The organism is Streptomyces sp. XM4193, from assembly GCF_023072595.1.
Taxonomy (GTDB): Bacteria; Actinomycetota; Actinomycetes; order Streptomycetales; family Streptomycetaceae; genus Streptomyces.
Genome location: NZ_JALLGK010000012.1, coordinates 1 through 23,714, shown reverse-complemented (window position 1 = coordinate 23,714; position 23,714 = coordinate 1). Strand labels below are relative to the sequence as shown.

The window sequence follows — 23,714 nt, the reverse complement described above, 5'->3', positions numbered from 1 at the left end:
AACCTCGTGAAAGGCACCAGGCAATGCCCGTCATCCACCTCGTGCGCCATGGCCAGGCGTCCTTCGGCGCGCAGGACTACGACGCGCTCTCGGACACCGGCCGGGTCCAGGCCGCCGTGGTCGGGCGCGAGCTGGCTCGCCGGGCGCCGCGCGACCCCCTGCTGGTCTGCGGCACCCTGCGCAGGCAGCGCGAGACCGCCGAACTCCTCGCCCGTGCAGGCAACTTCGGCAGCGCACTGCGCACCGACGCCCGGTGGAACGAGTACGACCACCTGCGCCTGCTCGACCGTCACGGCTCTGCGGCCGTCGAGAGCCCCGGCAGCTCCGCGACCACCGGGGGCGCCGCGCGCGAGCGTGCGCACAGTGCCGCTCCGAGCAGCTCGCGCGAGGTCCAACAGCTGCTGGACGCGGCGCTGTTGCGGTGGATCGAGGCAGACGCGCCGGCAGCGGACGAGGACGGCTGGCAGCGGTTCAGCCAGGGCGCGGGCGAAGCCCTGGCGGACCTCACCGCCGCCCTCGTCACCGCCCCGGCCGACGCCGTCGCCGACCCCGATGCCCACCGTGCACCGGCCGCACGCGACGCCATCGTCGTCACCTCGGGCGGGGTGCTGGCCGCACTGTGCGGACGACTGCTGTCGCTGCCCGCCCCCGCGGTGGTGGCCGTCAACCGTGTGATGCTCAACGCCGCCGTGACCACGGTGCTCATCGGACGCTCCGGCGCCACCCTGCTCGCCCTCAACGACCACGCCCATCTCAGCGGCGAGCAGCAGGCCCTGCGCACCTACCGCTGACAGCCCGCCCGCACTTCGGCACACTCGCCACAGCCCACCCGCATCCCCACGACCGTCCCACAGCCCTCCGCCGGCCCAGCCCGCGTCCACACCCACCAGAGGAGAACCGCCCATGCGCGCAGTACAGGTGTCCACGCTGGACGGCCCCCGGTCCGTCGCGGTCGCCGAGGTCGACGACCCGCAGGCCGGACCCGGCCAGGTCCTGATCGAGGTCCACGAGGCCGGAGTCGCCTACCCCGACGTGCTGTTGACGCGCGGCGAGTACCAGCTGCGGCCCGAGCCCCCGTTCAGCCCCGGCTCCGAGGTCGCCGGAGTGGTGCGCAGCGCCCCCGAGGACAGCGGACTGAGCGCAGGCGACCGGGTGGCCGCCTTCCCCGGGTTCGGCGGCTTCGCCGAACTGGTCGCCGTCGACAGCCGAGCCGTCTTCCCGCTGCCGGACCGGCTCTCCTTCACTGCCGCCGCCGGGCTGCCGATGAACTACCTCACCGTGCACTTCGCCCTCACCCGCCGCGGGGGTCTGCGCGCGGGGGAGACCGTACTGGTGCACGGTGCCGCCGGGGGAGTCGGCACCGCCGCCGTGCAGCTCGCCCGCGCACTCGGCGCCCATGTCATCGCCGTCGTCTCCACCGATGCCAAGGCCGAGGCGGCGCGGGCCGCGGGGGCGCACGAGACCGTACTCGCGGACGGATTCCGGGCCCGTGTCGCCGAGTCGACCGGCGGCAGGGGAGTGGACATCGTCGTCGACCCGGTCGGCGGCGACCGCTTCACCGACTCGCTGCGCAGCCTCGCCCCCGAGGGACGGCTGCTGGTCGTCGGCTTCACCGGCGGCGAGATTCCCACCGTCAAGGTCAACCGACTGCTGCTGAACAACATCTCGGTGGTCGGGGTCGGTTGGGGCGCGTTCTGGCTGGCCCGTCCCGACTACCTGCGCGCACAGTGGCAGGAGCTGCTGCCACTGCTGGAGTCCGGTGAGATCGTCCCGCCGGCCGGCCCCCGCCACAGCCTCGACGAGGCCGCGGACGCCCTGGCCCTGCTCGACGAGCGTCGCGCCACCGGCAAGGTCACCCTCCGACTGCGCTGATCCGGCACCGCGCCACACCCGCCGCCCGCGCCGCGCGGTGAACCCGCGCATCCGCCGCCGCACACTTCGGGGCGCCCCGAAAGCCGGGGCGCCCCGAAGTGCCGTACGGGGAGGGTCACTTCACCGCGTCCTGGAACTCCTTCATCGCGATCACCGAGTCCTTCTGCGGCATGGTGATGCGCAGCTCCTCGCCGAAGGAGTCGTAGCGCGTGGTGCTCTTGCGGTCTCCGTGCTCGGAGTCCATGCGCAGCACCAGCGCCTTGCCCTTCGCCGCGACCTGGTACACGTCCTTGTTGCCCTGGGACTCGGCCACCAGAGCGGTGGTGGCCCTGCCGCCGACTTCGTCGTTCAGCTTCTCGTCCAGCTTCGCACCGGGGAAGATCTCGTACAGCCGGTTGCAGCTGCCGCCGGCGGTGGTGGTGACGTACTTGTCCTCCAGGTCCTTGGGCACCTGGACCTTCTGGCCCTTCTGCGCCAACTGGGCGGAGACCAGGGCGGTGCTGGTGTAGAGCGTGCCCTCCGAGCAGAACATGTCGGTCGTCGCCAACTCCGGTGCCGACACCCGGATGCGCAGACCCTGCTCCGGGTCCACCCACATCTCCTGCTGCCCGCCGTCGAACGCGGTGCTGCTGCCCTTGGCACGGAAGGAGGTCGCGCCCATCTCCTTGTTCACGGCCTTGACCAGCTCCTCGGCGGAGCGGCCCCCGGCGTCGGCGCCCTTGTCGGCGGACCCGCTCGACCCGTCCTCACCGCCTCCGCAGGCCGAGAGCAGAACGGCGGTGAGCGCGGCGGCGACTGCGATACCCGAAGTACCCCGTCGTGACATGGTGCTGATCCTCCTGTGGAGCGCGGAAAAGTGATCCCCCTGCTGCAGACGAGCAGCGTACGACACCTGTGTCGCTCCACTCACCCGCAGTAGTCGCACCGGCTCAACGCGGGTACCGCCAAAGGGTCTTGGGCAGGGCTCACACCGCCGAAGAGGGCACAGACGTGCGAGGCGGAACCGGCTTCGTGCCGCCGTTCCCGCGCACCGCTCCCGCGCCGCCGCGGCCGTACCGACTCCGCAACCCCGCGCCGTACCGCTTCCCGGCCCGGCTCAGGCGTCCTCGTAACGGATCGCCGGGTCCAGGAACATCTGGATGTAGCCGCACTGCGCGCACACCAGCCCGGTGGCCGCCTTGTTCGCCCAGTCCAACCCCATGAACGACATGCCCGTGGTGTTGAGCTTTATCTCGCGCCGGTCGAATCGGTCGAACCGGCAGAAGACACAGCTGACCTGCTGCTCGTTCACATACGCCCGCGCCGCCATCGCCACCCGCTCCCTCGTCGTCTCTGAAACAGGCCCGCCGACAACCTCGGCGGCCCGCACCGCCAGACGCTACCGCCGCGGCCCTCGGCCCCCGCGGGCAGCGTCCCGCGTCCCGCGTCCCGGCACTGCACCGCGCCGGCGGACCGCGCACCGGCCGGACCGTCCCGTTCACGGCGGGGCCCAACGCGAGCGGCCCACTCCGAGCCCACCGAGCCCACCGCACGTGCCGCACGAACTGCCGCGCCGCGCCGCCGGAGCGTCAACTCGCGTCGCCCGCAGGCCCGTACGCCCCTGCGCCCCGGCCGCCCTCCCGCGGCGCCGCCGACCGCACGAGCGCCCGGGTACGGTCGGCGGACCAGGTGCGACCGGCACCACCACCCGAGAGGAACCGCGGATGAGCCGTCCCGGCAGGACCACGAGCCCCAGAAGAATGGTGGTGGTCGGGGGCGACGCCGCCGGCATGTCCGCCGCGTCCCAGGCCCGACGGCTGTGCCCGCCCGAGGAGTTGGAGATCGTCGCCTTCGAACGCGGTGACCACACCTCCTACTCCGCCTGCGGCATCCCGTACTGGGTCGCCGGCGACGTCACCGACCGCGACGAACTGGTGGCCCGCAGCCCGCAGGAACACCGGGAACGCGGTGTCGACGTGCGCACCCGCACCGAGGTCACCACGCTGGACGTGGAGGGCTCGCGGGTGCGCACCCGCGAACGCGACAGCGGCCGGGAGGAGTGGACCGGCTACGACGAACTCGTCCTGGCCACCGGCGCCCGGCCCATCCGGCCGCCGCTGCCCGGCATCGACGCCGAGGGCGTGCACGCCGTACAGACCCTGGGCGACGGCGAACGCCTCCTGGCCGACCTCGCCGCGCTGGACCGGCGCCGCGCCGACGAGCAGCCGAGCGCCGTGGTCGTGGGAGCCGGCTACATCGGGGTGGAGATGGCCGAGGCCCTGCTGCGGCACGGCTACCGCGTCACCCTCGTCGACCGGGCCGAGGAGCCCATGACCACCCTCGACCCGGACATGGGCGCCCACGTCCGCGAAGCACTGAACCGCATGGAGGTGGCCACCGCCCTCGGCTCGGCCGTCACCGCGCTGGAGACCGACGCACAGGGCCGGGTACGTGCCGTCACCACCGAGACCGACCGCCACGAGGCCGAACTGGTCGTCCTCGGCATGGGCGTGCAGCCGCTCACCGACCTCGCCCGGGACGCCGGCCTGCCGCTGGGCGACAGCGGGGGAGTGCTGACCGACCTGGCCATGCGGGTGCGAGGACACGACAACATCTGGGCCGCCGGCGACTGCGTCGAGGTGCTGGACCGAATCACCGGCGCCCACCGGCACATCCCGCTCGGCACCCACGCCAACAAGCAGGGACAGGTCGTCGGTCGCAACATCGGGGGCGACTACGCCACCTTCCCCGGCGTGGTCGGAACCGCGGTCAGCAAGGTGTGCGAGCTGGAGATCGGCCGCACCGGGCTGCTGGAGGCGCAGGCCCGGGCCGCCGGGTTGCGCTGGGTCACCGTGACCGTCGAGGCCACCAGCCGCGCCGGCTACTACCCCGGCGCCGCCCCCATGCGCGTCAAACTGCTCGCCGAACGCCGTACCGGCCGTCTGCTGGGCGCGCAGATCGTCGGACGCGAGGGCGCGGGCAAGCGGGTCGACATCGCGGCGGTGGCGCTGACCGCCGGTATGACCGTCGAGCAGATGACCATGCTCGACCTCGGCTACGCGCCGCCCTTCTCGCCCGTGTGGGACCCGGTCCTGGTGGCAGCCCGCAAGGCCGTCTCGGCGGTGCGCGAGGCCGGCTGAGCCTCACCGCCCCGCCGCCCCGTCCCGCTTCACCGTCCCTCCCCGTCCACCTCGTCGGCCCGTCCGCCGCACCGCGCAGCGGACCCGCCCGCACCGGCGTACCGGCGGGCTTCCGCGCGGCACCCGGCCCCCTGCCGGGTGCCGCAACGCCCGCCCGCGCCCGCGACGTTCGTGAGAGCCTGGGAGGGCTGTGCCGGCCACGCCGTGACCTGGGTCTTCTCGTCGCAGTGGGCCGGTGACCGGGACCCTGGACGAGGAGCGCTGATGACGCAGGAAGTACGAGCCGTGGTGGCGCCGGGCAAGAACGAGCCGGTGCGGGTGGAGACCATCGTCGTGCCCGACCCGGGGCCCGGCGAGGCGGTGGTCGACATCAAGGCGTGCGGCGTCTGCCACACCGACCTCCACTACAAGCAGGGCGGGATCAACGACGAGTTCCCGTTCCTGCTCGGCCACGAGGCGTCCGGTGTCGTGGAGTCGGTGGGCGAGGGGGTCACCGAGGTCGCCCCCGGCGACGTCGTGATCCTCAACTGGCGTGCTGTGTGCGGCCGTTGCCGCGCCTGCGAGCGGGGCCGCCCCTGGTACTGCTTCGACACCCACAACGCCCGGCAGCCCATGACCCTGACCGACGGGACGCCGCTCTCCCCGGCACTGGGCATCGGCGCCTTCGCCGAGAAGACGCTGGTCGCCGCGGGGCAGTGCACCAAGGTCGACCCGGACGTGGACCCGGCCGTCGCCGGTCTGCTCGGTTGCGGCGTGATGGCCGGCATCGGCGCCGCCATCAACACCGGGCAGGTCGGCCGGGGCGACAGCGTCGCGGTGATCGGCTGCGGCGGAGTCGGCGACGCGGCCGTGGCCGGAGCGCGCCTGGCCGGAGCGGCCCGGATCATCGCGGTCGACGTGGACCCCCGGAAGCTGGAGACCGCCCGCACCTTCGGCGCCACCCACACCGTGGACGCCACCGCCACCGACCCCGTCGAGGCGATCCGGGAGGCCACCGGAGGCTTCGGCGCGGACGTCGTCATCGAGGCCGTCGGCCGCCCCGAGACCTACGAACAGGCCTTCTACGCAAGGGACCTGGCCGGCACGGTCGTCCTCGTCGGTGTGCCCACCCCCGAGATGAAGCTCGAACTGCCGCTGCTGGACGTCTTCGGCCGCGGAGGCGCGCTCAAGTCCTCCTGGTACGGCGACTGCCTGCCCTCCCGCGACTTCCCGATGCTGATCGATCTGCACCAGCAGGGCCGTCTGGACCTCGCCTCCTTCGTCACCGAACGCATCGGCCTGGACGACGTGGAGGCCGCGTTCGACCGGATGCACCGCGGCGACGTCCTGCGCTCCGTGATCGTCCTCTGACGCACGACCGCAGCCCGCGCACCCCCGCGCACGCGCGGCCCGCACGACCACAGCGCGCGCACCCGCGGCCCGCGCACCCCGTACGGGCGGCCCGCCGGAAGGCCCCCGCTCCGCCGCGCGGACGGGGGCACCGGCGGCTTCCAGCCGATGCGGTGACGCCCCGTCCTCGCATCGGGCATACTCCACGGGCCACACGGCACCGGTCGCCCGTTCGCCGACCCGAACGCGCGACCGGTTGCCCGACCACCGGGCGTCCCGGGCCCACCCGGCCCGTACCGCCCGTCCACTCCGCCCCACAGGGAGGAAGCCCGACCATGCCCGACCACGGTCCTCAGCCGGTGGAACGCCGACTGCCCACCGACGAAGCCAGGGATCTGCTCAAGCTCGTCCGCGATCTGGTGGAGCGGGAGATCAAACCACCCGCCGCCGAGGAGGAGGAAGCCGGCCGCTTCCCGCGCGAGAGCTTCGCCCTCATGTCGCGCACCGGTCTGCTCGGCCTCCCCTACCCCGCCGAACACGGCGGCGGCGAACAGCCCTACGAGGTGTACCTCCAGGTGCTGGAGGAGCTCGCCGCCGGCCGTCTGACGGTCGGACTGGGCGTCAGCGTCCACACTCTGGCCTGCCACGCTCTCGCCGGCTTCGGCAGCGAGGAACAACGCAAGAGCCTGCTGCCCGACATGCTCGGCGGCGGCCTGCTCGGCGCGTACTGCCTCTCCGAACCGGCCTCCGGCTCCGACGCCGCCTCCCTGCGCACCCGGGCCGTGCGCGACGGCGAGGACTGGGTCGTCGACGGCACCAAGTCCTGGATCACCCACGGCGGGGTCGCCGACTTCTACACCGTGCTCGCCAGGACCGGTGAGCCCGGCCCCCGTGGCATCACCGCCTTCCTGGTCCCCGGTGACGCCGAGGGGCTGAGCGCCGCCGCCCCCGAGCGCAAGATGGGCATGAAGGGCTCGCCGACCGCCCAGCTCAACTTCGACGGTGTGCGCGTGCCCGACAGCCGCCGCCTGGGGGAGGAGGGGCAGGGCTTCTCCATCGCGCTCGCGGCCCTGGACTCCGGCCGGCTCGGCATCGCCGCCTGCGCAATCGGCGTCGCCCAGGCCGCGCTCGACGAGGCACTCGCCTACACCGCGCAGCGCCACCAGTTCGGCCGCCCCGTCGCCGACTTCCAGGGGCTGCGCTTCATGCTGGCCGACATGGCCACCCAGATCGAGGCGGGCCGCGCCCTCTACCTCGCGGCCGCACGACTGCGCGACCAGGGCGAGCCGTTCTCCCGACAGGCCGCCATGGCCAAGCTGTTCTGCACGGACGCCGCGATGCGTGTCACCACCGACGCCGTCCAACTCCTGGGCGGCTACGGCTACACGCTCGACTTCCCCGCCGAACGCCTCATGCGCGAGGCGAAGGTGCTCCAGATCGTCGAGGGCACCAACCAGATCCAGCGGATGGTCATCGCCCGCCACCTGGCGGGCCCCGAAAGCCGCTGAGAGACGCGACAGGGGCGGTGCGGCACTGATCGGTGCCCGCCGCCCCGTTCGTGCGGCCAGTGCCCCGTCAGCCGCTCGGGCGACGGCCCGGGTTCGCGCTCGCGTCCGTGACGGCGACTCAACCCCTGGCGGCGACCCGGCCGGCCGGGTGTGTCACCGCGTTCCGGGAGCGCGTCGGGCGGAGTCCGAGCCGCCCGCGCCGACCCCGGTCGGCCCCACCGCTCCGAGCTTCACCGACCGAACACTTCGTATCCACCCGGGCCCTGCCGCACCCCGCACAGCCGTGCGCGAAGTCCGCACCCACGCGAGCGCCGACACCCCGGCACCGTGCCACCGGCGACCCGCGACCCGCGGCCGGGCCGCGCAGCACCCGGCCTGTCGCTCAGCCGCGCCGCGACTGCGCGGGCACCACCGGCCCCGCGTGCGAGAACGGCTGCGTGCGCCAGTCGAGCCCGGCCGGCAGCGTCAGCAGCACCCCCGCGTCCTGCTCGGCGACCTCCCGCTCGTCGCTCGTCTCGGCCCGGGCCGCGGCCGTACCCGAGGCCCGGCACACCGTCATCCCGAACGGCTCGCGGGCGGTGGGCAGCAGCGCGTGCTCCGGCAGCTGCTCCTCGTCCGCCAGCAGACCTATCCGCTGGCCGCACTCCGGGCACAACACCCGGTAGATCTCCAGCAGTTCGTGAGCCTCCTCGACGTCCGCGACCAGCTCGGCGACTGCCGCGGCGTCGGACCGGGACGACTTCGTCGTACGCATGTGCTCCCCCTCTGGGTTCCCGAACCGGGCACCCGGCCCGGCCAACCGAAGCACTTCCCGTCGCCCCACCCCGGTAACCCGCGCGGGGCGCCCGCTGTCCGGACCCTGCGTGTGTCCTTCGTCACACGCGATGAGCGGCGCCGCAGCTGACGTGTGTCCCCCCGTCACCCTGAGTGTGCCGGACGGCCCCGGGCGCAGTAGGTTTTGCTGCTGTGGAGCAGCTGGATCGAGAAATTGTGGAACTGCTCGTCAAGGACGGGCGGATGAGCTACACCGACCTGGGCAAGGCCACCGGCCTGTCCACCTCGGCAGTGCACCAGCGCGTACGGCGACTGGAGCAGCGCGGCGTCATCAAGGGCTACACCGCCCTGATCGACGCCGAGTCCGTCGGGCTGGCCATGACCGCGTTCATCTCGGTCAAGCCCTTCGACCCCAGCGCCCCCGACGACATCGCCGAACGGCTCGCCGGCATCGAGGAGATCGAGGCCTGCCACAGCGTCGCCGGCGACGAGAACTACATCCTCAAGGTGCGCGTCGCCACCCCCACCGAGCTCGAACTGCTCCTCGCCCGGGTGCGCTCGGTGGCGGGCGTCTCCACCCGCACCACCGTCGTCCTCTCCACCCCCTACGAGGCCCGCCCACCGCGCCTGTGAGCCCGTGCCGCCTGTGACCCCACCGCACCTGTGACCCCGCGACACCCGGCAACGACCGGCCGCGAGCCCCGCCCTTACGGCCACCGACAGGCTGCACCCGCCAACCGGCGCCGCACTCCGCCCCTCCCGCACGCATCCCGCACGCCTCCCGCACCCCACCCGCGCAACGCCGCGCGCGCCGCAGGCGGGAGACTGTCCCCATGAGCGACACCACCCCCGTCAGCGACACCCGAACCCTCCTGCTGCGCGGCGGCGAGGTGCACAGCCCCGCCGACCCGTTCGCCACCGCCATGGTGGTGCGCGGCGACCGCATCGCCTGGGTCGGCTCCGAGGGCGCGGCGGACTCCTTCGCCGACGGCGTCGACGAGGTCGAGCACCTCGACGGGGCGCTGGTCACCCCGGCGTTCACGGACGCACATGTGCACACCACCGCCACCGGTCTCGCCCTCACCGGCCTCGACCTCGGCGACGCCCCCACCCTGGACGCCGCCCTCGGCCGCGTCCGGCAGTACGCCGACGCCCACCCCGACCACCGCATCCTCCTCGGCCACGGCTGGGACGCCACCGCCTGGCCCGAGCAGCGGCCCCCCTCCCGCGCCGAACTCGACCGCGCCACCGGCGGACGACCCCTCTACCTCAGCCGGGTCGACGTCCACTCCGCCCTCGCCACCACCGCACTGCGCACCATGGCCGGCCGCCTCCCCGAAGAGAGCGGACACCACCCCGAAGGCCCGCTGACCGGCGACGCGCACCACCGCGTACGCGCCCTCGCCCTGGACTCCGTCAGCCCCGCCCAGCGCGCCGACGCCCAGCGCGCCACCCTGCGCCGCGCCGCCGAACTCGGCATCGGAACCCTTCACGAATGCGCAGGCCCGCAGATCTCCGGCGAGGACGACCTCACCGCGCTCCTCGCCCTCGCCGCGGCGGGAACCACCCCCCGCGTCGTCGGCTACTGGGGCGAACTCCTCACCGCGGCCGACCAGTTGGACCGCCTCGCCGACCTCGGCGCGCACGGCGCCGCCGGCGACCTCTTCGCCGACGGCTCGCTCGGCTCGCACACCGCCCACCTGCGCGCCCCCTACAGCGACCACGACCACACCGGCACCGCCCACCTCACCGCGGACGAGGTCGCCACCCACGTCGCCCTGTGCACCGAGGCAGGCGTCCAGGCAGGCTTCCACGCCATCGGCGACGCCGCCCTGGACACCGTCGTGCACGGCGTACGGGAAGCCGCGCGGCGAACCGGCCTCGAACGCGTACGCGCCCTGCGCCACCGCGTGGAACACGCCGAGATGCTCGACGACACCGCCGTCGCCGCCTTCGCCGAACTCGCCCTCACCGCCTCCGTGCAGCCCGCCTTCGACGCCCACTGGGGCGGCGAGGACGGCATGTACGCCACCCGGCTCGGCGACCGCGCCCGCGGACTCAACCCCTACGCCGCCATGCAGCGCGCCGGTGTCCCGCTGGCCTTCGGCTCCGACAGCCCCGTCACCCCGCTCGACCCCTGGGGCACCATCCGCGCCGCCGCGTTCCACCGCACGCCCGAACACCGGATCTCCGTGCGCGGCGCCTTCACCGCCCACACCCGGGGCGGCTGGAGGGCCGTGGGACGGGACGACGCCGGCGTCCTCGTCCCCGGGGCACCCGCCGACTACGCCCTGTGGCAGGTCGGCGAACTGATCGTCCAGACCCCCGACACCCGTGTCGCCAACTGGTCCACCGACCCCAGGTCCGGCACCCCGGGTCTGCCCGACCTCACCCCCGGCCGCGAACTGCCCCTCTGCCTGCGCACCGTCGTCGCCGGCAGAACCGTCCACCGGCGGCCGAACGAGTGATCGCAGCCCGGCGGATACGCCGAACGATGGCCGCCACGCCGAGCCCCTGCGCCCCACCCACTCGGCACTGACCTGCTGGTTCGCCGAAACGCCGCAGCTCACACGGGTGTTGACAGACGCCAGTCGATGCCCGATAGGTTCGGCGAGTCCACCACAGGACGTCCGACCGCGAAATCTCCGCGCAGTCGTCGCACGCCGCTGGGCCAACGTGGGGTGCGAGGTACCAGCACACCGCCACAGAAAGCCAGGTCCAGCGCCCACGGCCGGGGGCGGAGCGTTTCGAGCGGTCGGCAGGTGCGACCCGGGTGGGGCCCGGACGCTCAGTAGACAACGGCTCTCGGTCGACCCGCAGCCAGCGGGTCCCAGGTCGGCCCGAAGGGCACCGGGCCCCGATCCGCAGTCCTCTCCCGCGCTCTCGGCGCGCCACCCTCCACCCAGTCGTTACGGCACCCGGATCCCAGCACGGGCCGCCTCGTTGTACGGTCGCTATTCACCAGCTCACCGACCTGCAAGGAAGACCGTGCCACCGGGCCCCGACACCACCGCCGACAACGGCCACCGCCAGCCCCCGGCCGTCGCCGACGCGTCCGGCGAGGACACACCCCCCGCCGAAGGGCCTCCGCGCGCTCCGAACCGGAGCCGCGCCGCCCGCTTCGCCGGGCGCTGCCGCACCGGCGCACCCCGCACCCTGGCCGCCGTCCTGGCCGGTCTCGCCCTGGCAGCGGCCTTCCCGCCCTACGACCTGTGGCCGCTCTCGCTGCTCGCCGTCGCGGCCCTGAGCCTGCTCACCCACGGCCGCGGACTGCGCCAAGCGGCCTGGACCGGCCTGGTGTTCGGCCTCGCCTTCTTCCTCGGCCTGCTGAAGTGGCTGCACGTCATCGGCTGGGACGCCGTCATCGGCCTCTCCCTGCTCCAGGCGCTCTTCCTGACCGCCCTGGCCGTCGGCCTCGCCCTCACCTCCCGGCTGCCCGCCCGGCCCCTGTGGGCCGCCTGCCTGTGGGTCGCCGAGGAGTGGGCCAGGGACCGGATACCGCTCGGCGGGTTCCCCTGGGGCCGCCTGGCGTTCGCCAACACCGGCTCGCCGTTCACCCCGCTCGCCGCTCTCGGCGGCGCCCCGCTGGTCACCTTCGCCGTCGCACTGAGCGGCGCACTGCTCGCCGCCGCGGGCCTGGCCCTGTGGCGCGCACGCGAGGGCGCCGCCCGTCAGCCCGGTCCGAAGGCACTGCGCACCGCCGCACCGCCCGCCGCGGCCGCGCTCGTCGTGGGCGCCTGCGGACTCCTGGTGCCGATCCCCACGGCCGCCGACGACACCGTCGAGATCGCCGTCGTCCAGGGCAACGTCCAGCAACCCGGCATGGACTTCCTCGGGCGCCCCATGATGATCCTCAACAACCACGTCGAACCCACCGTCCAACTGGCCGAGGACATCGAGGCCGGCCGGGCGGAACAACCCGACCTCGTCATCTGGCCGGAGAACGCCTCCGACCTCGACCCGCACCGCTTCAGCGAGGCGCGTGAGGCGATCGACCGGGCCGCCAAGGCAGTCGGCGTACCGATACTCGTCGGCGCGCTCGTCGACCACCCCACCAAGGAGGGGTACGTCGAGAACCAGGGCATCGTCTGGGACCCCGCGACCGGGCCCGGTGCCTCGTACACCAAGCAGCACCCCGTGCCGTTCGGCGAGTACGTCCCCTACCGCGAGCAGCTCAGCAAGATCATCACCCGGCTCGACCGGGTGCCCCGGGACTTCTGGCCCGGCGAGGGCAGCGGCGTGCTGCAGGTCGGCCCCGCCCGGCTCGGCGACGTCATCTGCTTCGAGGTGGCCTACGACGAGATCGTCCGCGACACCGTCACCTCCGGAGCACGGGCGCTGGTCATCCAGACCAACAACGCCACCTACGGCAACACCGGCCAGCCCGAGCAGCAGCTGGCCATGTCCCGACTCCGCGCCATGGAGCACGGACGGGCCATCGTCACCGCCGCGCCCAGCGGCATCAGCGCGATCGTCGCGCCCGACGGCACAATCGAGCAGCGCACCGAAGAGTTCACCCAGGACGTTCTGACCGCAAGCCTTCCGCTGCGCGACGACATCACCGTCGCCGACCGCGTGGGCCCGGCACCGGAGTGGATCACGGCCTTCATCGGCCTCCTCTCCTGCGCCGCCGCCGTGGCAGCAGGTCGACGCGGACGTACGCAAGAGAAGGGGCAGCAGCAGTGACGAACGCCGGAGCCAGGCCGCAGGGGCCGATCGGCAAGGTCCTCGTGATCATCCCGACCTACAACGAGGCCGACAACGTCGAACCCATCGTGCGACGGGTGCGCAAGGCCGTGCCCGAGGCGCACATCCTGGTCGCCGACGACAACAGCCCCGACGGCACCGGCAAGCTCGCCGACGAGCTGGCCGCGGCCGACGACCACGTCCACGTGCTGCACCGCAAGGGCAAGGAGGGCCTGGGCGCCGCGTACCTCGCCGGATTCGCCTGGGGCAAGGACAACGGATACGACGTCCTGGTCGAGATGGACGCCGACGGCTCCCACCAGCCGGAGGAACTGCCCCGTCTGCTCACCGCGCTCGGCAACGCCGACCTCGTGCTCGGCTCGCGCTGGGTGCCCGGGGGACGCGTGGTGAACTGGCCCAAGTCCCGCGAGTTCCTCTCCCGCGGCGGCAGCGCCTACTGCCGCGCCTTCCTCGGCGTCTCCGTGCGCGACGTCACCGGCGGCTACCGCGCCTTCCGCACCCACACCCTGGAGGGCCTGGACCTCGCCGAGGTCGCCTCCCAGGGCTACTGCTTCCAGGTCGACCTCGCCCACCGCGCGGTGCGCCAGGGCTTCCAGGTCGTGGAGGTGCCCATCACCTTCGTCGAACGCGAACGCGGCGACAGCAAGATGAGCAAGGACATCGTCTTCGAGGCACTGTGGCGGGTTCCCGCCTGGGGCGTGACCTCCCGAGTCAACCGACTGCTCGGACGCAGGCACAATTGATTCATGACGACAGGCGATCCCACTCCGTACGAGAGACCGCGTGAGCAGTCCGACACGCCCCGGGCACCCCGGGGAGCCTCCTCCGGCGCCAACCCCCGCCCCCGGGGCGTTCGCCGGTTCCTGCCGCTGCTGGTGGCCGCCTGGGCGGTGCTGGAAGTCTGGCTGCTGATACAACTCGCGGGCCCCATCGGCCTGTTCGGTGTTGTGCTGGTGCTGGCAGCCGGGTTCGTACTGGGCGCGGTGGTCATCAAACGCGCCGGCCGCAGGGCCTGGCACAACCTCGCCGAGACGCTGCAACCCGGCTCCACCGGCGCCGCCGCCGACGGCGAGAACCGCCGCAAGGGCGGCGGCAACGGCCTCGCCATGCTCGGCGGCCTGCTGCTGATGCTCCCCGGCCTGGCCTCCGACGCACTGGGCCTGCTGTGCATCTTCCCGCCGACCGCCGCGCTGATCCGCCGCGCCGCGGGCCGCAGCTTCGGCGGCGGTGGCCTGGCGGACGCCGTCCAGCAGGCACGCAGCGCCCAGGAGCAGGTGCGCATCCACCGCCCGGACGGCAAGGTCGTGCCCGGCGAGGTCATCCGCGAGGACGAGCCCGGGGGCAAACCCGAGGACGGCGACGGCCCCGCCGCCCACGGCCCGACCCGCCCCTGACAGACCGCGCCCCACCCACCGCGCGTCTCTTCGCGATCACGCTGCGCCCAGGGGCCGCCTGCCTGCCCGCGCCCCTCCCGGCACGCCCGCACCCGCCCGAGCCGCTCGCCCACCCACAGCCCCGCAGGCGGCGTCCGGCCCTCCGGCCCGCGCAGCACCCGCAGGGAGCACCCGGCGCAGTGCACACAGCAGTCAGCCCGCCCGACACACAGCAGTCAGCCCGCCTACCCGGATCTCACCGGGTCGGCGGGCTGACTGCCTCACACCTCAACAGGGCTGCGGCCCCTGGGGCCTAGGCGCTCTTGCGGCTGTCGCGCGGATGCACCGCGATGTTCATCGCGCCGGAGCGAAGCACTGCCAGCCTCTCGGCCAGCACCTCTTCCAACTCCTCACGCGTACGCCGCTCCATGAGCATGTCCCAGTGCGTACGCGCCGGCTTGGTCTTCTTCTCCTCAGGGCCCTCGCCGTCCACCAGCAGGGCCTGAATGCCGCATACCTTGCACTCCCACTCGGCCGGAATCTCGGCCTCGACGGAGAACGGCATCTCGAAGCGATGGCCGTTCTCGCATGCGTACTCCACCGCCTGGCGCGGGGCCAGATCGATACCGCGGTCCGTCTCGTAGCTGGTCACCACGAGTCGCGTGCCGCGCAGAGCTCGCTCACTCATGAATAGTGCCTCCCGGGCTTGTCGCCCACAGGACAGATGTCGCTGTCGTCGTCATCCGGTCAACGTCCGGTCGGCGGTGATGATTCCCGTTCGGGAGAAACGTCGCCCGTCGTGCCGCCATACTTGTACCCGTCGACGCCCGTTTCGTCACATCAATCAAGATATGTCGCCCTGAGTTGCTGAAGAGAGCGCTGCAGTAACGGGTCCAGCCGACGGACCAGAGGCGTACACTACCGCCCCCGGCGGCCCACGCCTAAATCCGGGCCGGAGGAGTGTTGCCCACCGCCCGCATCGCCCGACCCACCGGGACCTTGAGCAGCAGGACAAAACCCAGCACGAAGAAGACGATCAGCGAGATGATCGCGTCCCGGTAGCTACCGGTCAGCTGGTACACCACACCGAACAGCAGCGGACCCAACCAGCTCGTACCCCGATCGCTGACCTCGTACAGCGCGAAGTACTCCGCCTCCTTGCCCGCCGGCACCAGCTGCGCGAACAACGAACGCGACAGGGCCTGACTGCCGCCCAGCACCATTCCGATCGCAGCCGCCAGCGCGAAGAACCACAGCGGCTCCCCGGACGGCAGGAAATACCCCGCACCCACCGTCACCGTCCACGCCACCAGCGAACCGAGAATCGTGCGCTTCGCACCGAAGACCTCCGCCAACCGCCCCAGCAGCAGCGCCCCCGCCACCGCCAGCACCTGCACCAGCAGGATCGCGCCGATCAACGTCGTCTGGTCCATGCCCAGCTCCTCCGAGCCGAACACCGACGCCTGCGTGATCACCGTCTGAATACCGTCGTTGTACAGCAGGAACGCGGCCAGGAACAGCAGCGTCAACGGGTAGCGCCGTAGCTCCCGCACCGTGCTCCCCAACTGCCGCCAGCCCTGCCCCCACGACGCCCGCCGCCCCGCCGGGGCCTTTCCCCCGCCCGCACCGGGCCTCTCCAGCAACCGCCGCAGCGGCACCAGCGTGAAGATCCCCCACCACAGGCCCGCCGAAGCCAGACAGATCCGCACCGCGGTCCCCTCCGACACACCCAACGACTCGTGCCCCAGGAACAGCCCCAGATTCACCACCAGCACCAGCGCACCCGCCGCGTACCCGAACGCCCAACCCCGCGAGGACACCGCGTCCCGCTCGTGCGGCAACGCGATCTGAGGCAGGAACGCGTTGTAGACCACCATCCCCACCGCGAACGCCACGTTCGCCACCACCAGCAGGAAACCGCCCAGCAGATAGCGGTCCCCCTCCAGGAAGAACATCGCCGTCGTCGCACCCGCACCCACGTACGCCGACACCGCCAGTATCGGCTTCTTGCGGCCGGTGCGATCCGCCACCGCCCCCGCCAACGGCATCACCAGCACCGACAGCAGCACCGACGCCGACACCGCGTACGCGAAGAACGACCCGTCCCGCACCGGAATGCCCAACGGGTACACATAGCCGTTCTCGTCCGCCGCCGCCTTCGCGACCTCCGTCAGATACGGACCGAGGAAGACCGTCAGCACACTCGTGGAGAAGACCGAGTTCGCCCAGTCGTAGAAGTACCAGCCCCGCTGCTCACGCCTGCGCTCCGCCGCATCGCTCTGCGGTCCGCTCAGACCCACCGACTGCGCATCCACCCGCGGTCCCCTCCTCGTGCCGCACATCCCGGGGCGAAGGCGTCAGCCACTCCAGGCCCCCCGCTCCCGAAGCACCGCACGAAGATCCTCCGTGCGGTCAGTCATGATGCCATCGACCCCCAGATCCAACAGCCGCCGCATCAGCCCCGGATCGTTCACCGTCCACACGTGCACCTGCAGCCCCAACTCGTGCGCCGCCGCCACGAACCGGCGGTCCACCACCCGCACCCCGCCGTGCCGCACCGGAACCTGCACACACACCGCACTGCGCCGCACCGCCCCGGGCAGCCCCCACGAACGCAACCGCAGCCCCAGCACACCCCGCGACCCCAACGACGTCGCCAACCGAGGACCCGCCATGGCCTGCGCCCGCGCCACCCGACCCTCGTCGAACGAGCCGACACACACCCGATCCCACGCCTGAAGCCGCTCCAACTCCGCCAGCAGCGGGACCAGAGCCGCCTCCGACTTCACATCCAGATTCCACCGCGCCCCGGGAAACGCCTCCAACAACTCCCCGAGCAGCGGCACCGGCTCCCGTCCGCCCACCCGCGCCCGCCGCACCTGCTCCCAGGTCAGCTCCGCGATCCGGCCACTGCCGTCGGTCACCCGGTCCAACGTGGCGTCGTGCAGCGCCACCAGTCGCCCGTCAGCCGTCAGATGGACGTCCGTCTCCAGATAGCGGTAGCCCAGGCCCACCGCATGCCGAAAGGAACACAGCGTGTTCTCCAAGCCCCCGACATCGCCGCCACGATGAGCGAAAGCCAAAGGAGCAACGTCCAGGAAGGGATGCACCGCACTTGTCACCGCCGCATTATGGCCCCGCCCCCCACCGCCACCCCGACCGGCCCCGCCCCTCGCCGCCTCGTCGCCCCGCCACCACCCATGACACCCTGGTGAACCCGGGCCGATGACCAGGCCGGTCAACGCGAGAGGCGGAGTCGGCAGTGTCTGCATGGACCGCGCGCGTGGGCGCCGCACAACTCGTACGACTGCTCCACTCCCAACGCCCCGAACGCACCGGCACCCCCGGCTACCGCCACCTCGCCGACGGAATCCGCCTCCTGGTACTGGAAGGCCGCGTCCCCGTCGCCACCCGCCTGCCCGCCGAACGCGAACTCGCCACCGCCCTCGGCGTCAGCCGCACGACAGTCGCCGCCGGCTACGCCGCACTGCGCTCCGACGGCTTCCTCGAATCCCGACGCGGCGCCGGCAGCTGGACCACCGTCCCCGCCGGCAACCCCGTACCCACCCGCGGCCTCGACCCCCTCCCGCCCGAAGCCACCGACACCATGATCGACCTCGGCGGCGCAGCCCTCCCGGCCCCCGAACCCTGGCTCAGCCGCGCCTTCGCCGCCGCCCTCACCGAACTCCCGCCCTACGCCCGCACCCACGGCGACTACCCCGCAGGACTGCCCGTACTGCGCCAAGCACTCGCCGACCACTACACCGCACGCGGCGTACCCACCATGCCCGAACAGATCATGGTCACCACCGGCGCCATGGGAGCGGTCTCCGCCATCTGCGGACTCCTCGCCGCCCGCGGCGAACGCATCGCCGTCGAACACCCCTCGTACGCCAACATCCTCCAGCTCATGCGCGAAGCCGGCGCCCGCCTCGTCCCGGTACCCATGGCCGCCGACCACACCGGCTGGGACCTCCCCGCCTGGCAACGCACCCTGCGCGCCGCAGCCCCCCAACTCGCCTACGTCATGGCCGACTTCCACAACCCCACCGGCGCCCTCGCCGACACCGGCCAACGACGCGAACTGGTCACCGCCGCACGCACCGCCGGCACCCTCCTGGTCGTCGACGAAACCATGGTCGACCTCGCCCTGGACGAACCCACCGCCACCGCCATGCCCAGCCCGGTCGCGGCCTTCGACCCCGCCGGCTCCTCCGTGATCACCCTCGGCTCCGCCAGCAAAGCGGTCTGGGCCGGAATGCGCCTCGGCTGGGTCCGCGCCGCCCCCGACCTCATCCGCCGCCTCGCCGTCGCCCGCGGATCCGCCGACCTCGGTAGCCCCGTACTGGAACAACTGGCACTCACCCACCTGCTCCGCTCCGGCGAATGGCACCACGCCGTCGACGTCTGCCGCACCCGCGCCCGCGGCCACCGCGACGCACTGGTCACCGCCGTCCGCGAACAACTGCCGCAGTGGGAGTTCACCGTCCCCCACGGCGGACTGACCCTGTGGGCGCGCACCGGAGGCCTGTCCGGCTCACGCATCGCCGAAGTCGGCGAACGCCTCGGCGTACGAGTCCCCTCCGGCCCCCGCTTCGGAATCGACGGGGCGTTCGAGGGCTACGTACGCCTGCCGTTCACCGTCTCCGGCGCCCAGGCCGTCGAAGCCGCCTCCCGCCTCGCCGCCGCCTCCCGCCTCGTCGCAGGCGGCGGCACCGCCACCACCGCAACGCCCCCGGGCCTGGTCGTCTGACCAGCCCACCCGAAACCGACCACCCGGAAGCACCCCCGCCTAGAAGGTGAACGGCAACCCCACCACCCGGTGGTCGAAGGACGCCGAACCCAGCCGCGGCTCCGCCGTGGACCGCACCTCCGGCAGCCGGCGCACCAACTCACCCAACAGCGCCCGCATCTCCTGCCGCGCCAGATGCGCACCCAGACAGTAGTGCGCGCCACCACCCCCGAAACCCAGATGCGGATTGGGCGAGCGGCCGATGTCGAACCGCTCCGGCCGCTCGAAGACACGCTCGTCGCGATTGGCCGAGCAGTAGAACAACGCCACCCGGTCACCCGCCCCGAGCCGCACACCACCAAGCGTGTACGGCCGCGCCACCGTCCTGCGGAACTGCGTGATCGGCGCACTGCACCGGATGATCTCCTCCACCGCCCCGTCGAGCATCCCCTCCGGATCGGCCCACAGCCGCTCCCGCTGCTCCGGATGGTCGGTCAGCAGACACAGACCGTGCGCCAGCGCATTGCGCGTCGTCTCCACCCCTGCCACCAGCAACAACGAGAAATAAGCGCCCAGTTGGCGCCCCGTCAACGCCTCGCCCCGCACGTCCGCCGTCACCAGCGAGGTGATCAGATCGTCGGCCGGCCGCCGTCGCCGCTCCCGAGCCAGAACCACCATGATGCGCTGCAACGAAGCCAGCGCCCGCAGCCCCTGCCCCGGAACCCGCGCCCACCGCCGCAGCCCCCGGCGCTCCCCGGCCGAGCGGGCAGCCACCTCCACCAGCGCCAGGATCCTGGGCCTCAACTCCACCGGAACACCCATCATCGAGCAGATCACCGTGAACGGCATCGGCCCGGCGAGCGAGCTCACGAAGTCGCTCGGCCGCTCCCGCCGCACCGCATCGACCAGCGCAACCGCGGTGCTCCGCACGTCCTCCTCGGCCCGCGCAAGCAGCCTCGGAGTGAAGGACCGCGCCACCACACGGCGCAGCACGGCGTGCTCCGGGTCGTCCAGATTGACCATCGAATCCCCGAAGGCCCATCGCACCCACCGCGGCGGCGGGGGAGTGGTGGCGCCCGGAGCACTGCGGAAGACCTCACGGTTGCGGCTCGCCTCGACGACGTCCGCATGCCGCACCACCGCCCAGAACCCCCCGGCCGCCGAGCCGTCCCGCACAAAAGTCGGCCCCTCCCGCTCACGCAGTGCCGCGAACGTCAACTCCCGCTGACTCCACGGGAGTTGCCAGAACTCAGGAGCGGCGAGTTCGACGGCGGGATCCGCCGGTGCCGCAGGAATCACAGTCACAGTCGGGCTCTCGGGAAGCAGGAACGGGGACCCGCTTCCCGAGCCGGTGAACCGTGCCGGGCCAGGAGGCGGTCAGACGTTGGTCACAGGAGTCGCGTCCGGCTCGGGTACGGCGGGAAGCAACTCCTCCACAGCCGTACGCAGCGCCGGCGAGGTGGCCGGATTCTGCGGGTCGGGCGTGTGGGGAACGACGATGCGATGCGTCGGCCCGTCACCCAGCCGAACATGACCCTGCCCCGGCTGAGCCGGCGCCGTGCCGAGAACAGGATTAATACGGTCGCCGTCGATTGAACCCACCTGTCCCAGCACGACCTTTGCCCGCGTACGACTTCGCACCGTGGCGCTCAACCCCTCTTCGGCCTCCGGCAGCTGGTCCGCCAGCGCCACCGTGACGCGCGCTGCCCTGCCGTGCCGCAGCGGCGTCTCCAACAAGTCCTGCGGATCACAGTGCCCCTGGTCGTGCGCGAGATGACTGAGCAGCGTCGGCCGATCCACGATCACCCACAGCGGCCTGCTCTGCGAGAGCTCCGCAGGCGTGTGCAACCGCCGCGAGGTCTCGTGCGCCGCCCACTGCAGAGCGGTGTGCGCACCCGTGGGCGAGGTCTCCACCGCCAGCACACCGGGGCGACCGCTCAGAAACGAGTACGCGCCCTCACCCGTACCGTCGACGACGATCAGATCGCTGTGCGCAAGGGCCTGGAGCGCGAGCGACCGCAGCAGATTCGACGTCCCCGAACCAGGGGGCCCCACCACCAGCAGGTGCGACTCCGTCGACGCCGGACCGGTGCGCCAGACCACCGGCGGCAGCTCGCACGGTTGCCCGTCCACGACGACGGGCAACCGCCGCGCGGTGGACTCGGGGTCGGTGAAACCGAGAACCGACTCCGTCGGAGCGGTGACGAAGCGCTGCGCGTCGACAGGGTGCGGAAGCGCCTCGCGCACCGTCATCCGCAGCCGGTTGTGCTCCTCGTCCCAGTCGAAGCGGTACTCCCGGTCGCGGCCGGCTTTCGTCGCCAGAACCTGCTGGACCCGGCCGCGTGCAGCGGCGTCGGTATCCGGGAAGTACGGCGGATAGCGCAACTCCACATGCTCCAACCGCTCGTTCGGAGCGAAAGCGTGGGCGACGAAGGCCTGCTCCCACGTGCCGTCCGGCGTGTACAGCGGCTGCGGGTGCGGATCGTCCTCCGTGCAGAAGCACGGCGCCACCGCGTCGTAGAGAGCCTGCAACCGGTCGCACTGCTCCGCGGTAGGACCCGTCGGCGCCTCCTCGGCTGCCTCCCGCCCCGTCCAGGCAGCCGCACAGACCAGTGCCCCCACGGCCAGCCACGGGCCGTAAGGCGTCAACGCGACGACCAATGCACAGGCAGCCCCGAGGAAGACCGCCGGACCTCGACGATCGGAAGGCGTACGACCCCACCAGGCACGCGCCGAACGGCCCAACCGCAGCAATCCCCTCGCCACCACCAGAAGCGGCTGGAGCACATCGGTGGCCCCGTCCGCCGCGGCCCCCAGCGCCCGGGTCAGTCGATGTGTACGGAGTGCCGGCAGCCAGGACATGGAGGCTCTCTTTCCGTGTAAGCGAAGGTCAGATGTTCAGGCCGCTGAGCAGGTTGGCCAACGTCGTACCGCCGGCTTCGATACCCGGAGCGATGGCCGATTCGGCGAGGTAGAAGCCGAGCAACGCGCACACCGCTGCGTGCGACAGCTTCATGCCGTCCTTGCGGAAGAAGAGAAACGCGACGATGCCGAGGAGGAGGACACCGGAGACAGAGAGAACCACGAAGCACTCCCGGAGTGGATGCGGGCAGACTTGTCTCTCAGCTTCACAGAAGGTGTGAAAGGTTCGCTGTATGCATATGGGTGATTTATCGGTTTAGGCAGTTCTCGGTGCACTGCTCGTATCGGGGGAGGCCGGCCGAGGAGATAGGTGAGGGCGGCGGTCGAAGTTGGGCGTGAGGTTGGCACGCGGTGGGCGCGCGGCGGACGGGTGAAGGAACCGCCTGTGTGGGTAAGAACAACTGCCGCTGCTGAGCGGCGAGTTGAGGCGGGCGTTGTGGTGGGTTAGGGGAAGTAGTGGTGGGCAGCTTATGAAGTGTTGTGTTGGTGCGGTTGATTATGGATTGGCGTTGTGTCGTTTATGTGGAGTGTTGGTTGGATGCGTTTGACGGTGCTGGGATTAGCGGGGAATGAGAACAGGGGTGGTGTGGAGGTGGGACGTTTCGTGTTGGCATTATTGGTTGTGGGTTTCTAGAGGTGGTGGGTGTCATTCTTCGATGGTGAAAGTTGTGTTTTTGTTTTAAGTGGTGAGCTTTGGGAGTAGTTGGGATCACAGAAAGCTTGGATGCGGGGAAGTTGGATAGCAGTGTCAGGGTGGTCGGTTATCCCTTTTTGAGCAACTCGACTGAAAGGGGTTTTAGGTGGGTGGTGTTTCAGCTTTTAGGGCAGGTTTTCCTGTATCGAGCAGCACGTGGGGTTGGATTGTTCCTGGGCACCAACTCTCTTTGCAGCGTGTTGAGTTGGCCGTTATGGGGAGCTGGGGAAGTAGGTGGCGGAGTTGGGGGATTGTACGGGTACGCGGGCTTGGTGGGGTTGGAGGAATTGCTGACGTCGGGCTTGGGGAGGGTTTGTTGGTGTTTATTGTCGCTGCGGCAAGTTTTACTTGTTGGCGTTTCTGAATTGCCTGTGGATATCTAGTATTGAGGTTTTACGAGTCTTCCCGTGCTTGCTTTAGTGGCAGGTAGGATGACTGTTTTGGTAAGCGGAAACTGGTTACCGCTTCCGCCCTCGGGCGGAGTGAGTCGTGCTGGTTTTAGCCAGCTGCTTTTGGCTTTAGGTAGCTTGCCACTAAGATTATCCATTATCGGCGTTAGCGATGTGTGAACAATTCCGGAGGAATTGTTCTGGAATTCCGGAGGAATTCCGTGCAGGCACGGAGTGCCTGCACATGCGAATTACGGAGTAATTCGCATGCAACGGGCCGTAGGCCCGTGCGTCG

Annotated in this window: 20 protein-coding genes; 11 read left to right on the top strand and 9 right to left on the bottom strand. The window is 71.5% G+C overall.

The window, feature by feature from the left end:
• Window positions 1-23: 23 nt before the first annotated feature.
• Window positions 24-791: a histidine phosphatase family protein gene (locus tag MTQ01_RS23505; protein ID WP_247492873.1), complete on the top strand. Its 768-nt coding sequence runs from the start codon at window positions 24-26 to the stop codon at window positions 789-791.
• Window positions 792-903: 112 nt separating this feature from the next.
• Window positions 904-1,872 carry an NADPH:quinone oxidoreductase family protein gene (locus tag MTQ01_RS23500; protein ID WP_247492872.1) on the top strand — a complete coding sequence of 323 codons (969 nt, stop codon included), beginning with the start codon at window positions 904-906 and terminating at the stop codon, window positions 1,870-1,872.
• A gap of 115 nt (window positions 1,873-1,987) precedes the next feature.
• Here the strand turns inward: MTQ01_RS23500 and MTQ01_RS23495 are convergent, their stop codons facing one another.
• The gene (locus tag MTQ01_RS23495) at window positions 1,988-2,698 is read right to left on the bottom strand and encodes a hypothetical protein (RefSeq protein WP_247492871.1); all 711 of its coding nucleotides are present in this window, start codon (window positions 2,696-2,698) and stop codon (window positions 1,988-1,990) included.
• 270 nt (window positions 2,699-2,968) lie between these two features.
• Entirely contained in the window at window positions 2,969-3,181 is a 213-nt protein-coding gene (locus tag MTQ01_RS23490; RefSeq protein WP_247492870.1) for a hypothetical protein, read from the bottom strand.
• A gap of 394 nt (window positions 3,182-3,575) precedes the next feature.
• Here MTQ01_RS23490 and MTQ01_RS23485 point away from each other — a divergent pair, with 394 nt between their 5' ends.
• The 3 genes from MTQ01_RS23485 (at window position 3,576) to MTQ01_RS23475 (ending at window position 7,828) form a co-directional block, all read left to right on the top strand.
• Entirely contained in the window at window positions 3,576-4,991 is a 1,416-nt protein-coding gene (locus MTQ01_RS23485; protein WP_247492869.1) for an FAD-dependent oxidoreductase, read from the top strand.
• Window positions 4,992-5,255: 264 nt separating this feature from the next.
• Window positions 5,256-6,341: an S-(hydroxymethyl)mycothiol dehydrogenase gene (locus MTQ01_RS23480; protein WP_247492868.1), complete on the top strand. Its 1,086-nt coding sequence runs from the start codon at window positions 5,256-5,258 to the stop codon at window positions 6,339-6,341.
• A gap of 314 nt (window positions 6,342-6,655) precedes the next feature.
• On the top strand, window positions 6,656-7,828 hold the full coding sequence (locus tag MTQ01_RS23475) for an acyl-CoA dehydrogenase (protein WP_247492867.1): 1,173 nt from the start codon (window positions 6,656-6,658) through the stop codon (window positions 7,826-7,828).
• Between the two features lie 382 nt (window positions 7,829-8,210).
• Here the strand turns inward: MTQ01_RS23475 and MTQ01_RS23470 are convergent, their stop codons facing one another.
• Window positions 8,211-8,582: a hypothetical protein gene (locus MTQ01_RS23470; RefSeq protein WP_247492866.1), complete on the bottom strand. Its 372-nt coding sequence runs from the start codon at window positions 8,580-8,582 to the stop codon at window positions 8,211-8,213.
• Window positions 8,583-8,794: 212 nt separating this feature from the next.
• Between MTQ01_RS23470 and MTQ01_RS23465 the strand changes: the two genes are divergently transcribed.
• The 5 genes from MTQ01_RS23465 (at window position 8,795) to fxsA (ending at window position 14,703) form a co-directional block, all read left to right on the top strand.
• On the top strand, window positions 8,795-9,235 hold the full coding sequence (locus MTQ01_RS23465) for an Lrp/AsnC family transcriptional regulator (RefSeq protein ID WP_211041304.1): 441 nt from the start codon (window positions 8,795-8,797) through the stop codon (window positions 9,233-9,235).
• A 200-nt stretch (window positions 9,236-9,435) separates the two neighbouring features.
• Window positions 9,436-11,070 (top strand): amidohydrolase, encoded by a 1,635-nt coding sequence (locus tag MTQ01_RS23460; protein WP_247492865.1) that lies wholly within the window; start codon window positions 9,436-9,438, stop codon window positions 11,068-11,070.
• A 520-nt stretch (window positions 11,071-11,590) separates the two neighbouring features.
• Entirely contained in the window at window positions 11,591-13,288 is a 1,698-nt protein-coding gene (gene lnt / locus MTQ01_RS23455) for an apolipoprotein N-acyltransferase (protein ID WP_247492864.1), read from the top strand.
• Complete coding sequence (locus tag MTQ01_RS23450; protein WP_247492863.1) at window positions 13,285-14,052, top strand: polyprenol monophosphomannose synthase; 768 nt, start codon at window positions 13,285-13,287, stop codon at window positions 14,050-14,052. Before lnt ends, MTQ01_RS23450 begins: the two co-directional genes overlap by 4 nt.
• A 3-nt stretch (window positions 14,053-14,055) precedes the next feature.
• Complete coding sequence (gene fxsA, locus MTQ01_RS23445; protein ID WP_247492862.1) at window positions 14,056-14,703, top strand: FxsA family membrane protein; 648 nt, start codon at window positions 14,056-14,058, stop codon at window positions 14,701-14,703.
• Window positions 14,704-14,995: 292 nt separating this feature from the next.
• On the opposite strand, the gene MTQ01_RS23440 is transcribed toward fxsA, so the two are convergent.
• The 3 genes from MTQ01_RS23440 to MTQ01_RS23430 form a co-directional block, all read right to left on the bottom strand.
• Window positions 14,996-15,370, bottom strand: coding sequence for an RNA polymerase-binding protein RbpA (locus MTQ01_RS23440; protein ID WP_211043787.1), 375 nt, complete (start codon window positions 15,368-15,370; stop codon window positions 14,996-14,998).
• 253 nt (window positions 15,371-15,623) lie between these two features.
• Complete coding sequence (locus MTQ01_RS23435) at window positions 15,624-16,997, bottom strand: MFS transporter (RefSeq protein ID WP_247492861.1); 1,374 nt, start codon at window positions 16,995-16,997, stop codon at window positions 15,624-15,626.
• Between the two features lie 42 nt (window positions 16,998-17,039).
• The gene (locus tag MTQ01_RS23430) at window positions 17,040-17,804 is read right to left on the bottom strand and encodes a glycerophosphodiester phosphodiesterase (protein WP_247492860.1); all 765 of its coding nucleotides are present in this window, start codon (window positions 17,802-17,804) and stop codon (window positions 17,040-17,042) included.
• A 140-nt stretch (window positions 17,805-17,944) separates the two neighbouring features.
• On the opposite strand from MTQ01_RS23430, the gene MTQ01_RS23425 reads away from it, so the two are divergent.
• On the top strand, window positions 17,945-19,435 hold the full coding sequence (locus tag MTQ01_RS23425) for a PLP-dependent aminotransferase family protein (RefSeq protein WP_247492859.1): 1,491 nt from the start codon (window positions 17,945-17,947) through the stop codon (window positions 19,433-19,435).
• 39 nt (window positions 19,436-19,474) lie between these two features.
• On the opposite strand, the gene MTQ01_RS23420 is transcribed toward MTQ01_RS23425, so the two are convergent.
• The 3 genes from MTQ01_RS23420 to MTQ01_RS23410 form a co-directional block, all read right to left on the bottom strand.
• Window positions 19,475-20,719, bottom strand: coding sequence for a cytochrome P450 (locus tag MTQ01_RS23420; RefSeq protein WP_247492858.1), 1,245 nt, complete (start codon window positions 20,717-20,719; stop codon window positions 19,475-19,477).
• Window positions 20,720-20,791: 72 nt separating this feature from the next.
• Window positions 20,792-22,276, bottom strand: a complete 1,485-nt coding sequence (locus MTQ01_RS23415) for a hypothetical protein (RefSeq protein WP_247492857.1) — start codon at window positions 22,274-22,276, stop codon at window positions 20,792-20,794.
• 28 nt (window positions 22,277-22,304) lie between these two features.
• A complete protein-coding gene (locus tag MTQ01_RS23410; protein ID WP_211043470.1) occupies window positions 22,305-22,499 on the bottom strand; it encodes a hypothetical protein in 195 nt (64 codons plus the stop codon).
• Between the last annotated feature and the right edge of the window lie 1,215 nt (window positions 22,500-23,714).